Source organism: Tunturibacter gelidoferens, from assembly GCF_040358255.1.
GTDB lineage: Bacteria > Acidobacteriota > Terriglobia > Terriglobales > Acidobacteriaceae > Edaphobacter > Edaphobacter gelidiferens.
The window spans coordinates 37,304-49,667 of record NZ_CP132937.1 but is presented as its reverse complement, the minus strand read 5'-3'; the positions used below and the strand labels follow the sequence as shown (position 1 = coordinate 49,667).

11 protein-coding genes are annotated in these 12,364 nt (G+C 55.1%); 6 read left to right on the top strand and 5 right to left on the bottom strand.

The annotated features are described in order from the left end of the window. Nucleotides 1-678: 678 nt before the first annotated feature. Together RBB81_RS00250 and RBB81_RS00245 are read right to left on the bottom strand one after the other, a co-directional pair. Nucleotides 679-4,125, bottom strand: a complete 3,447-nt coding sequence (locus RBB81_RS00250) for a class I SAM-dependent DNA methyltransferase (RefSeq protein ID WP_353070739.1) — start codon at nt 4,123-4,125, stop codon at nt 679-681. 128 nt (nt 4,126-4,253) lie between these two features. Beyond that, complete coding sequence (locus RBB81_RS00245; RefSeq protein WP_353070737.1) at nt 4,254-5,237, bottom strand: DUF2971 domain-containing protein; 984 nt, start codon at nt 5,235-5,237, stop codon at nt 4,254-4,256. A gap of 84 nt (nt 5,238-5,321) precedes the next feature. Between RBB81_RS00245 and RBB81_RS00240 the strand changes: the two genes are divergently transcribed. Then, complete coding sequence (locus RBB81_RS00240) at nt 5,322-6,173, top strand: hypothetical protein (protein ID WP_353070736.1); 852 nt, start codon at nt 5,322-5,324, stop codon at nt 6,171-6,173. A gap of 265 nt (nt 6,174-6,438) precedes the next feature. On the opposite strand, the gene RBB81_RS00235 is transcribed toward RBB81_RS00240, so the two are convergent. Together RBB81_RS00235 and RBB81_RS00230 are read right to left on the bottom strand one after the other, a co-directional pair. Continuing rightward, nucleotides 6,439-6,717: a 2OG-Fe(II) oxygenase gene (locus RBB81_RS00235; protein WP_353070804.1), complete on the bottom strand. Its 279-nt coding sequence runs from the start codon at nt 6,715-6,717 to the stop codon at nt 6,439-6,441. Nucleotides 6,718-7,084: 367 nt separating this feature from the next. Then, nucleotides 7,085-7,258 (bottom strand): hypothetical protein, encoded by a 174-nt coding sequence (locus RBB81_RS00230; protein WP_353070735.1) that lies wholly within the window; start codon nt 7,256-7,258, stop codon nt 7,085-7,087. Between the two features lie 144 nt (nt 7,259-7,402). On the opposite strand from RBB81_RS00230, the gene RBB81_RS00225 reads away from it, so the two are divergent. Then, nucleotides 7,403-8,443, top strand: coding sequence for a hypothetical protein (locus RBB81_RS00225; RefSeq protein ID WP_353070734.1), 1,041 nt, complete (start codon nt 7,403-7,405; stop codon nt 8,441-8,443). Nucleotides 8,444-8,820: 377 nt separating this feature from the next. After that, nucleotides 8,821-9,420 carry a YdeI/OmpD-associated family protein gene (locus tag RBB81_RS00220; protein ID WP_353070733.1) on the top strand — a complete coding sequence of 200 codons (600 nt, stop codon included), beginning with the start codon at nt 8,821-8,823 and terminating at the stop codon, nt 9,418-9,420. A 446-nt stretch (nt 9,421-9,866) separates the two neighbouring features. On the opposite strand, the gene RBB81_RS00215 is transcribed toward RBB81_RS00220, so the two are convergent. Beyond that, nucleotides 9,867-10,352, bottom strand: a complete 486-nt coding sequence (locus RBB81_RS00215; RefSeq protein WP_353070732.1) for a group II truncated hemoglobin — start codon at nt 10,350-10,352, stop codon at nt 9,867-9,869. 71 nt (nt 10,353-10,423) lie between these two features. Between RBB81_RS00215 and RBB81_RS00210 the strand changes: the two genes are divergently transcribed. From RBB81_RS00210 to RBB81_RS00200, 3 genes are read left to right on the top strand one after another with little or no spacing between them, the layout of a single operon-like run. Further along, on the top strand, nt 10,424-10,894 hold the full coding sequence (locus tag RBB81_RS00210) for a heavy metal-responsive transcriptional regulator (protein WP_353070731.1): 471 nt from the start codon (nt 10,424-10,426) through the stop codon (nt 10,892-10,894). Then, nucleotides 10,891-11,412 carry a hypothetical protein gene (locus RBB81_RS00205; protein WP_353070730.1) on the top strand — a complete coding sequence of 174 codons (522 nt, stop codon included), beginning with the start codon at nt 10,891-10,893 and terminating at the stop codon, nt 11,410-11,412. The genes RBB81_RS00210 and RBB81_RS00205 overlap by 4 nt, the downstream gene beginning before the upstream one ends. Before the next feature lie 34 nt (nt 11,413-11,446). Further along, nucleotides 11,447-12,247 carry a sulfite exporter TauE/SafE family protein gene (locus RBB81_RS00200; RefSeq protein WP_353070729.1) on the top strand — a complete coding sequence of 267 codons (801 nt, stop codon included), beginning with the start codon at nt 11,447-11,449 and terminating at the stop codon, nt 12,245-12,247. Nucleotides 12,248-12,364: the final 117 nt, after the last annotated feature.

Sequence of the window (12,364 nt, the reverse complement as noted above, 5' to 3'; positions counted from 1 at the left end):
TGAATGGCCTGGCTGTGTTTGCTGACAAACACGCCTTGGCCCTGGCCCACGCCAGCGAGGGCGGCAAGTGCAGGGTGTGGGAAAAGTGGCCGACAGGCCAGCCACAGGCCGGAGGAAGCGAATACCTGGAGCTGCACGGAGCTTTTTCCATCACCTTGCGCGCGCCAGGAGCAGCGCTCCTCAGGAAGGTTTGGTTTCCTTGCAGGGCGCGGAGCGCAGGACATTGCGTTTGCCGTTGTTTTTGCTCTTGGCGGAGGGGCGTGCGGGAGGGTGGACCTCATCGCTCCGGTGGGTAACGGAAGACGGCAGTTCTTCGCCGGCTGCAGCAGGGGGGAGACCTTCTCCCTCATCGGTTGGTTCGTAGTTTGTGCTTACAGTTGTTTAGAGCTATCGAAGAGGGTTGCTTCTCTCACAGGGACGACGGTCCCGGGTCAGCACAGGTTGCTGTCATCGCTTCAGCATGTAGGGTCGCAGAAAATCGAGAGGAAACGCCGTAATCCGAACCGCGGATCGGTTCCGCTATGCCGACTTTGCACGGCTAATCTTCCACTGCATAGACGGTATTATCCAGCTTGCTATGTCACGGTCTCTAACCTAGAAAACCTTTCAAAACCCAAAATATAAGATGCGTTTTTTGAACTTCCTTCGAATGCCGCGAGTCTTGTAACCGCTCCGCCCTCAAAGCGAGTAACCTCCGCCAGTGGTCCGCGCTTGTCCCAGTGCAACGAGTGTAGTGAGTATTTCGCTTATGCGGGTACGGCTGGCTGGGCGGAATGCTGAGGCAATCTGCTGCGGAGTCTGTGCGGGTGCGCCGCGTAGAACCTCCTTGATGGCGCGGACCTGCTCGGGGAGGGTACCGGGCCAGGGCTGTTTGCGGCGGGCGGCAGCGGCCGGAGATTCCTCGACAAAACCTTCGAGGGTGCGCGCGACGGGAATGGTAGTTGGGGTCTGGAATTCGGGGCGGAGCCATCGGATGAGGCCGGAGGTCTCCTCTGCGTGGCGCTCGGCATTGAGGGCGACGACGCGGGCGAGGATTCCGTCAGTAGTGAGTTCGTGGGGCCAGCCGTAGGCGTCGAAGACAGCGCGATCGAGCTCATCGTGCAGCTCTCGGAGAATGCCAATGAGGCCAACGTCGTAGAGGGCGTGTTCCTGCGGAGTAAGCTCCTCGTTGGCGCGGAGCTTTTCGAGGATGTTGTACATGTCCGTCAGGGTGAGGTTGGGATGGAGTTGCTGCTGGCACTTGCGGTGGGCATCGAGGCGCTCGGCTTCGTCGCGGATCGCTTGCTGCTGGGCTTCGGTCGCAGCAGGAAATGGAAAGGGCTCGAAGCAAGTCGTTTTTGAATAAACGAGATCGTCGCCGACACCATTTCGTCCGCCCGCAGCAGAGGCCCATTGGGTGTGTACGATGCTGGAAAGGACACCCAATACATAAGCGTCGTCCGATCCGAAGATCACCAGCTTGTGTTCCGGGCGGGTGTCTGCGCCCAAAAAGCTAAAGATTCGAAACTTGCTTGTTTCAACTGTGACGATGTAGCGCGCGAGTCCGCGGATCGAGTTACGAAGCTGTTCGTTAGATCTCCTGGGCAGCCACCAATGCTCTCGTAGAGTTGCGGACCGATTAGTCTGACGGTCAATCGCTACAGTTTCAAGTAGATGCTGATAAATTTCAGGTGCCTGAGCCCGCAGATCGTGTTGCGTCCAGCCGACTGTATCGATTACGAATCTGTCTCTGAAATTAGCGTTGACATTTTGCCCGTTCACCAATGGGAAGATCAGGCCCGACTCTGGACTGAGATGCGTCAATCTGTCGGCTTTCTCCGAATCAAGTACAAATCCCTGGCTGCCAAGAATAAGACCCATGCTCGAGAGATTTTCATTTGCTTCAAGCGATGTCGCCGAGGATACGTTCGGTCCTATCCGAAGGTCATCGTGAATCTTCCCGCGTTTGATATCGAAGGTGACTTCGAATTCACCTTCTTCTAGAGGTGTTTCCTCCAACACGAGGGTGAGAGTTCCGTCGCCTTTGCCTTTTGTGAGCGCAGTTAGTGCCACTCTGACTTGAGCGCCGCTTGTCGCATCTATCCATGGATGATTCGGGATCGCGAAAGAAAATGAGCAGCTCTCCAGAAATGGCGCAACTACTCGACGATTCATCGTCTGGCTAAGACTCTTGGTTGTGATTAAGCCCATCGAGCGGCACCGACCTGTTCGGATGAACGCGGCTGCCTTCCACCACCAGAACATGACCAAGTCACTACCAATTGAAACTCGGCCGTCGAACACCTGCTGTAGGGCCTCGACATAACCGTCACCGAGATCGTTACGCATCCGCTCACCCTTGCCGATGTACGGGGGATTCCCAATGATGAACTCCGCCTCTGGCCAAGTTGCTTCCTGAGGATTGAGATATCGATAAACAGGCTTTGTTGCGCTTGGGTCCTTGATTCTTCTTCCGGTTAGGGAATCTGTGATCCAACTCTTACCGTCCCACTGGACTCTTGGACTCCCCGCTCGGTCTGTTGCCAGAACTCGACTGCTCCAGGTCATGAGGGCGTCGCGACATTCGATGTTGTGGAAGTTGCTAATCACCGGGATGGGCGGGTTGGACTCACCGCGGGTGCGGAAGTGCCACTGGAGGTAGCCGATCCAAAGGACGAGATCGGCGACGGCGGTGGCGCGCGGGTTGATGTCGATGCCGAGAAGCTGATGTGGGTTGACGGTGAGCCCGGTGTGTTCGAGAGCCTGTTGGGTTTCGCCAAGCGTAGCGAGAGATTCGAGGATTTCCCCTTCGAGGCGCTTGAGGTGTTCGAGCGCGACGTATAGGAAGTTGCCCGATCCACAGGCGGGATCGAGCACACGAGTGTTGCAGAGGCGGCGGTGGAAGTCGCGAAGGATCTCGATGGCGTCGGCAGCATGACCTGAGGCGACGAGCTCGGAGACGGCCGCGATGACGTCGGCCCAGTCGGCGCGGAGAGGCTCGACGATGGTTGGGATGACGAGTCGCTCGACGTAAGCGCGCGGGGTATAGTGAGCGCCGAGTTGATGGCGCTCTTCCGCATCGAGAGCACGCTCAAGAAGTGTGCCGAAGATCGCGGGCTCGACATCTCTCCAGTTGGAGTCGGCGGCATCGATCAGCAAGCCGAGCTGATCGTTGGTGAGGGGCAAAGCTTCGGTGGATTCGAAGAGGCCGCCGTTGAACTTGAGAATATGGGCCATGAGGATTGGGGAGAAGCCGCCAGCGTTCATAGTGTCCCAGAGGGAACTGGCCATCTCGGGGAAAACGGCTACATTGTCCGAATCACGAAGATCGCAGAGAAGCTTGAACCAGCTTTTTTCGGGAAGGAGCTTTACATCTTCTGCGAAGGAGGTGAAGATGCAGCGGGTGAGGAACTCGGCGACCTGCTTGGGCGAGTAGCTCTGCTCGAGGGTGCGGGCGAGGACGGCGAGCTTGGCGGCAACTTCACGTGTGACTTTGGCGGCATGACGAGCAGGGTTAAGCGCGTGCGGGTCCAACCAGACGCAGCGAAGACGTTCGCGGATATCCGGGTTGGAGAGGTCGCTGAGTAGGATGCGATAACTGCGCGCGTCAGGGAAAGGCAGATAGGCTTTGCCGGTGACTGAAAAGTCGGCGAAGAGCTCGATGGAATGGCCTACATCGACTGTGACGAGAAACGGTGGCCAGCCTTCGATAGCGGGAAGGGCTTTAGCGTAACGCTCAGCCTGGTTGTAGGCATTGAGCATGGCTTCATCCCAGCCGTGCGTACCGCGCACGGCGGTGCCGCGGCGCTGGCGGGCCGGTCGCGGCGGAGGAGGAGTAAGGAGAAGATCACCAGTCTCGTGATTGGTTTGCAGCTCCGGCGGGTTGCTGCCCTGTTTGGCCTCGAGTACGAAATAGCCTCGACGGTAGAGGTCGATGCGGCCTTGAGAGGTTGTGTCGTCGAGATTGTAGAAAGTGACGGGTTTTTCGAAGACGTAGGTGTTGAGGTGGTCTTCAGGGCGGGTGGGATCAGGGCGCGGGACGTCGAGGAAGTCGCAGAGCTCGGAAAGGAAGAGCTGAAAGTTGGCTCGTTCAGCCGCGGCAGACTGCTGCCAGCGCTCGATGAAACTCGAAATCGATAAGGTCACTTTCAAATCTTTTCATAAAAAGACAAGGATCTACTATCCATCGTGCGCTTCTTTCCCTTACCTATCGCAGCTGATTATGACTATGTGCTGTACTGGTAACTCCTGAAAAACGCGCTTGTAGCCAAAATCTACTTGATCGACGCCGCGGTGCGAAGGGGAACGGTCGATTTCGTGATGGGTACGTCGTATCCGTATTGTTTCAGGAGGATTTCGATCGGTTCGGTGCTTTCTACCAAAGGTCCGACTTTGACACGAGTGATGGGCAGCTTCTCGCTGAAGAGGTTGTGCGCGATATAAGGGATCGCATTGTTCGGTCCGCGATGAAGAATCTCCACATGCTTCATTGGAGCTCCTTTGGTATGGGGCAGAGATAGACGCCATTCCGCCTCTTGGTGGAAGGCGTGATCTTTGCAGTGGCTCGCTATGCGCAACAGGTCGAAGGATGTGCGAGTCAAGGCGGCGTGCAATTGCTCATGGAACTGCTCGTTGTTGCTCTTGAGAAGGGCTTGTTGATCGAAGGGAATGCAATAGATGCGATCCACCAACGTCCAATTTGCTAGCTGTTCTCCGGCCCACTGCTTGCTTTGCGTCTTGTGGTGAAGATCGGCCACGGTGTTCCGCCAGTCCGACATGGCGTCGTCGAGCATCTGTTCCTTGTCGGCGGTTCGATAGAGGCAAGGTGCGAAGGTTACGGCGGAGGCCATCTCTTTTGGGGGACGAACATGGCGAAGGTCGAAGGCCATGCTGACGCCACGTCCCGCATCGGCATACTCCATCCATTGGCTTTTGAGGTCTTCCGTGGCGCAGAATGAGGCAACGAAGATTTCTGTCTTCGACTGGGAGAGGGGGCCCCGGTCGAAGGCGTGAGCTAACGTATCCAGGGCGGCCTGCTTGGCGCGGGCGGTGTTGTCGTCTTGAGGCTCAAACTTCTCCAGAAACTGCCGCGCAACTTCACGTGCGTGGACGAACTCAGTTTCGTCCGTCGTGAAGTGGGCTTCCGTAGCCCACACTCGACCGGATGCGAGGATGCCTTCAAAACCGGCAACGTTGGTGTAATGCCACACCTCGGCCGGAATCGGTGTACTTAGGAATTCATCGACCACTTTCCCCATAGAACGAGAGTAGGCCATCTCTTCGGTCTGTGAAGTAGTTCCTCCTCTACCGGCGCTTCTATCTGAGCGAGTGGAGAGCCATTCTTGCAATACGACCTGGAAGGTCGGATTCGTACAATGAAGTGTGAGGGCGCCATGGTCGGCAAGTGCAGGCTTTGTTTGCAGGACGGGGTGATATTGAAGCGAAGTCACTATCTTCCTGCGGGAGTTTACCGACTCTTGCGTGACACCACGGGCCTTTCGAATCCCAACCCCTATCAGTTGACTGGAAGAGGCTCGGTTCAGACCTCGAAGCAGCAGCGCGAATTCTTGCTCTGCAACGATTGCGAACAGCGGCTGTGCAAGCAAGGTGAAAACTGGGTGCTAGCGCACGCGAAACAGCCTACGGGGGCTTTTGCTTTGGAATCCATTCTGAGCAAGGCCACCCCTTCAGTCTACGAGCTTGGCAATCCGACCAAGCTTTACGAGACCGCTCTCATTCCGGAGGTGAACCGCGATGCACTTTTGTACTTCGCTGCTTCGGTGTTCTGGCGTGGTTCTATCCATGGCTGGAACGACGACGGCTCCGTGCCGGTGAATTTGTATTCCTACAAAGAGCAGTTCCGCCGGTTCCTTATGGGAGACCTTCCTTTTCCGAGGTCAGCGAGTCTATGGGTCATCGTGAGAGACGGTGAAGAAATCAGTCAGCTCACGTATGCCCCGAGCGGGCTCTCTCGCTTCGGCATTACAATGTACCGATTCACGATACCAGGCTTTGTTTTCATGTTGAGCGTTGGACGTAAAATCCCGGAACGCCTCCGGCAATATTGCATCTTGCGAGGAGCTGGAAATCCAGTCGTGCAGACGACGATCGCTGAGCCTTGGTTGATGGCCGAAGCAAGGGAGAAGCTCCAGCAGGGGATGAAGGCGCGGCAGAACCGCCAGGGTGGTCGATGATACCGTCTGATGAGGACAGTGCTGAACCATGGAAAGAAGTTTGGATGCGCTCTCGACAACTTGCGGCGCGTATCCGAGATATGAAGTGCCGGCTAGATCACCGATAGTCCTGCAATGGGTGACAGGAGACCGTCTTCAGCCTTGTGTACAACTCGCCAGACGACAACAGGATGTCCGAACTCACGTGTCTGGACGTCCTTTAGGGAGAAGAGATGGGTGCGGGAGTACAGCAATCGCGTAGGTCGCCGAACGAAAGCACTAGACTCTAATCAACGTTCCACAGGGCTAGGGCACTGAGCCTTTCCCACCCGTACACCCTCTCAACTGAATGCCAGTGACAGGCTTTGGTCTGAAATGCGACGAAACGATTTTGATGAGGAGCGATAGATGTAGAGGGCGTACTGTCATCTTCTGACATGAACAAGTGCAATCGGCCGCCGTATTCCTGCACCCAGCCGCTACTTAGATACAAGAAAGACGCAATCGAATCTTCGGTCGATACGAAGTCGTTATGCAGAGGGAACTCGGGTGTGTCCGCGTTCATTCGTCTGAGCTGGATCCAATTGTCCCGGCTTAGCGCCACTGGAACTTCGAACGCCGCAGATAACAAATGGATCGTTCGCCTAGAATAAAGAGCTGTCCACAGAGTCCTGCTCTTAAGCAGTGAGTACTCGATCCGACCACTGCCCCTTTTTTCTATATCAAAGCTGTACGTATCAGAATTGATCTCGGTAAGAGACTTCGCCAACACCGACCTTGTGAGAAAGTTGTCAACGATCAGATGTGGCCAGGGGTATGCGATGAGCCTGGCTGCCTGCAATTCGTCACTTGATCGAGGAGTGCCGGACATGCACAGAATCTCCCTCACGGGTGGTTTCTTTCCGCCCGATAGGCACAATCTAGGGCAGGGGCTAGGGTGCCGGGGTCAGGAGTTTCTGTATTTTTACCTGCATGCTTTTCAAGATGCGCACGTCGATAGGTCCCTCGACCTTTTTGTCAAGTTGCTTTACGAGTTCAGCGACGTCCTTCGATATGCTTTGTATGTCTACAGTTTTAGCTACTCCCGTAGATCCTTTCTCTGGCATGAGTGGCCTCCTTTAAGGCTTAGTCGAAAACAGTACAACAAAGTGGAATCAGTGGCAAGGAGCCTGTTCCAGAATTCCGTCCCTGAGCACCTTACACAAGAGGTGTAGTCTACTTTACATTTACCCCACCAGTGAGAGTCTCCCATGCAATTTGAAAAAATCGCGCCCTATCTCAAAGATCCGCTCGTTCTTATCGGCTTCTTCTTGTTCTTGGGTTTTCTCTTTTGCCGCTACGTCATCAAGCAAGGCATCATCCCTACGCTGCCCGCTACCCTAGGTTTCAGAATCCTTCGCACGATCCTTCTTTATGGTTTCATCATCGGTCTGCTGCTTTCCGCCTTGGGATTTGCCCTGAAGTACCAGCAGATCCAGGCCGAAGCGCACGCGAAGGCCGTCGATGCGGCTGAAAGAAAGCGAAAGGACGACGCTGACATAGCCGACCGGCTTAAGCAGGAACAACTGGCTCAGCAGCGGGACATTGAAGAACAAAGAGCTCAAGTGGCGCGCCTCAATGTTGAGTTGAAGCGAAATCTCGCGGTTGCGGATCAGCTCCGCAAAAATACGATCGTTATGCTTGGAGAGTTTAACTCCCTATCGCAGGTAGTGCGGACGCCCGGGATCAAGATCCTTCCCATTCTGTTTCCAGAGAAGAATCTGGACATAAAAATTCCTGACAGCAACGCTACAGCTTTTGCTGACGATGCGATGGATAGATTACGCGATTCAGGGCTGCTCTCCAACCAGCTTGAAGTACAGAAGGTAACCGCAGCGGCGACTGCAATCGCGCAGACAATCGACACAACCCTCTCTACGATTGAATCGCTGCGAGACCCAAGCAGGCAACGCTATGTTTTTTCTGAGAATGTATGGGATACCGAGCGAGCGAAAATCGAGAAGGTAGTGGTCGCGGATCTTAGTCCCTACCAAACGAGTTATGGCAACCTTGTACTGCTGCGGGCCAACTACGATGTCCTAACGCAACATTATGTGGAGTACCTTGGGGAGCTTCGGGCATTTTTCGATCCTGCCAAACACCAAATCACACGCGACGGGCTTCGGAAGATCCTTGCGAAAGAGCGGTACACTTACAGCCTTCTTGTTACCTACAGCAAAGGGCTCTCAGATCAGATGGGACAGTTGAAGTCCCTGAGTGACCAGCTTCAAAACAGTTCTCGCCCTGCTTAAAAGACAGAATCGGCAGACCTGCGCAGAAATCGCTCTGTGAGAAGCGGTCCATGCTGGTGGCGATTGCGGCCGTCAGCGCGGGCTCGCTCCCATTCGGGCTGATCTTGCTGCTCAATTGTGCGCCGACGACATCCCAAAAGCTATACGTAAGATGCGTTATCAGGCCAGTGCCCGCGATCTGAATCAAAACTCGCCTATCTAAAAAGCATCCGTCCCGATCACCAAACCTATTCAGTGCGTAACCTCGGATTCGGAGTTGTTGGCCGAAACCCTTTGTTCCCCATCATCTCGAGTTCGGCGGCTTGCTCGCGAGGTGTTCGGCATCTGCAAGAGAAACTCGAGCCGCAGCATAACAAGCCGATGGTAGGATCAAGTTGATGGCTCCGGTCAAGGTCGACCTCGACAAAGTTCGCGAATTCAAGGACGTCCAGAGTTTTTACAAGTGGCTCGGCAAACATTACGACAAGGAAAATGAGCTCTGGATCAAGATCCACAAGGTGGATTCGGGCCTCAAATCGATCACCCCCAAGGAGGCCATCGACGTCGCGCTCTGCTGGGGCTGGATCGACGCGGTACGCAAGCCGTTCGACGACAAGAGCTATCTGCAGCGCTACACGCCGCGCGGCAAGAAAAGCACCTGGAGCCAGATCAATGTCGACAACGTCGCCCGGCTGATCAAGGAAAGCCGGATGACCGAGCACGGGATCGAGGAGGTCGAGGCGGCAAAGTCCGATGGGCGCTGGGACCGCGCCTACAAGGGTGGCAAGGACATGAAAATCCCCGACGATCTTCAGGCCGCCATCGACGCCGAGCCCAAGGCCAAGGGAATGCTGGAGAAACTCAGCGCGCAGAATCGCTTCGCGCTGGCCTTCCGCATCCACAACATGAAGACCGAAGCCGGGAGGAAGAAGAAGATCGAGACCTTCATCGAGATGCTCAAGCGCGGCGAGACGATCTACCCGCAGGGGAAGAAATGAGCCTTTGGGTCGCGTTTCTGTGTGAGTAAATCCGGGCAGGCGGCAGGTGAAGAGCGTTGACGTCAAGGCCTGTTGCGAGGAGCTGGCCTTACCGAGGCCGGCACATAATCAGATTCTCGCACTGAGTTCTCTCTGACGGCTCAACGTAGACCGATTAAGCTTTGGAAGTCAGATTGCCGGAATGGCGCTCTTTCCGAGTGGATCGACGGCAACGTGAAGTGATTCATCGGGAAGTGATCCATTGAGCGAAGTGGCAGCTGGGGATTGATGTCGGGGTGGGGTATAGCCCAACCCGACGTCCGACGTCCGGCGAAATCATGTCGTAGTAGAGTCTCTTTCGGGGTTATCGTACAGGTCGGGACGAAGGTCAAAGAGTCTATTCATACATGCGTCCACGGCGAACCTCGCATGTTCGCAAGATCCAAAAAAATGACCGAGGGGTCAGACTATTCCTCGTCCGATATGGGCTGGTAAGGGCCGCCGGGGACACCCCAACTCCAAGCAGGCATAGGAGAGTCGATAACAGGAGTCTCGGCAGGGAGGGCGGAATTGATAACGGCCAGACGAGAACCCCACTCCAGATAGGCAACGAGAGCTGAACGAAACTCGGGGTCGGACGGGAGCAGGAGTTCATCGGCTGTTTCGAGTAGCAGGTTCATCCAACGCTGGCGCTGCTGATCGGTAATGTGTCGGTTTAGGTGATGGCGAATCATCTCAGCGTGTCCGCCGTGATGAGTGGAGTAGTCGGAAGGGCCGCCCAACACCTCGGCAATAAACTGCGCCACGTGTTGAAAATGTTCGGGTGACATGTGAGCGAAGACGGGAGCAAGGATCGGGTCGGCGGGAACTTTCTGATAAAAGCGGCCAATCAGTTGTTTGAGGGGTTCTGCGCCCCCAATCCACTCGTAAAGCGACGGAATGTTCTTAGCCATGATTCGGATTTTAGTACGTATAGAGAAAGTGCTTGACCCCGGAACCCATTCGGAGGTGGATACTGTTTGGGATGTCGGCTAAAGACTCAGAACGGGGCCTTCAATCGGGCGAACTCGCTCGATCGGCGGGTGTGAGCCCCGACACGCTAAGACACTACGAACGTCTGGGCGTCCTCAAAGAGCCTCCGCGAACAGAGGCCGGTTATCGTTTGTATCCACCCGATGCCCTCAGCCGTGTACTGCTGATCCGAAATGCGCTTGCTGTCGGGTTTTCGTTGGATGAACTGACTCGCATTCTGCGGTTACGTGATTCGGGCCAAGCGCCTTGCAAGGAGGTGGCTGAAATGGCGCTGGAGAAGGTTAGTGCCCTCGATTTGCAAATCGAGCAACTAATTCAGCTCAGGGATTCGCTGAAGGTGACTGTGAAGCAGTGGGAGCGACGCTTGAAGAATACGCCCGCTGGCAACCGCGCGGGGCTATTGGAATCCCTGCCTCAACGCAAAGATCATAGGACGACCGAAAAGAAAAGGAGAACGCCATGAAAGCTCTATCAGTCATACTCGCGGTGATAGTTCCAGCTGTCGCACACGGGCAGGCCACAATGTCATGCCCCATGCATGAACAGCACGAGGGCTCTTCTCATCATGCCGCCGACGTGGATACACGGGGAGATAAGGCAATGGGTTTCTCGCATGAGAAATCAGCTCACCACTTCGAGCTACTGACTAATGGCGGCATCATCGAAGTGGGCGCGAATGACAAGACAGACACGGCTACTCTTGATGAGATAAGAGGCCATTTGTCCCATGTTGCTCAAATGTTTACTGAGGGGGACTTTCAGCTTCCGATGTTCATTCATGACACAGTCCCGCCCGGCGTCCCTGTGATGAAGTCGAAACGCACCGCGATCACTTACACGTTCGAGAGCACGTCCACCGGCGGCAGAGTACGGATCACCACATCTGACCCAGACGCCTTGAATGCAGTGCATCAGTTCCTAACATTCCAGATTGATGACCATAGAACCAGTGATCCAAACACCGTGAAACCGCCAGCCTGAAGAGGCACTGTTGGTTAGGTCGTAATATCTAATCATGTCAGGAGTTCAAACACTGTGGCTGATGGTCATTTTCTTTGCGACCAGCTCGATTAGTGTTGTTACCGGCAGTACATCGCTTGTCACTGTTCCTGCGATGTTTCAATTTCATATCGACCCTAGAACGGCAGTAGCTACGAATATGTTTGCTCTGACGTTCATGAGCATAGGCGGCACGCTCCCATTCCTGAAAGGGCGGAGCGTCAATCGCAAGCGTCTGCCTGCGCTAATCTCGCTGACACTACTCGGATCCCTCATAGGTGCGTTCCTGCTGCTTCTGATCCCTTCTCGCTCGGTGCCTATTGTGGTATCGGTGTCGGTCATGGCGGTTGCAATATTCGCTCTGATTTACCGAAAATCGGGTGTGGAGCGATCCACAATACAACCGTCTGCTGGGGCCGAACTAGTTGGATACGTCTTTACATTCCTCCTAGGGATATATGGAGGGTTCTTCAGCGGCGGGTACATCACGATTCTGACTGCGGTTTACGTGGCGTTCTTTCGCTCGTCATTCCTAGAAGCGATAGCAACGACAAAGCTGATAAATGTCTTCTCATCTGCAATTGCAACGGGCGTCTTTATGTGGCACGGACTCGTTGACTACCGACTCGGTCTGATTCTCGGCGTCACGGCGTTCGTGGGTGCCCTGGTCGGTGCCCGGCTCGCAACCAGGGTAGGAAACGAGTGGCTCAGGCGCATCTTCTATACTGCGGTTTCGCTACTTGGACTGAAGGTTCTCCTCTTTGACCTGCTTGGATATCGAGCGGGCTGCAATGCATCGGGACAAGTTAGTGAATGATGGGCGTATCCAGCGTTGCTGAATTGCTCCCAGAACACGGGCAAACGGAAATCAACCGCACGATCCTGATGCGAGATGCTTCTTTCGTGATCCGGCCACACACGGCGGCAAGCACCT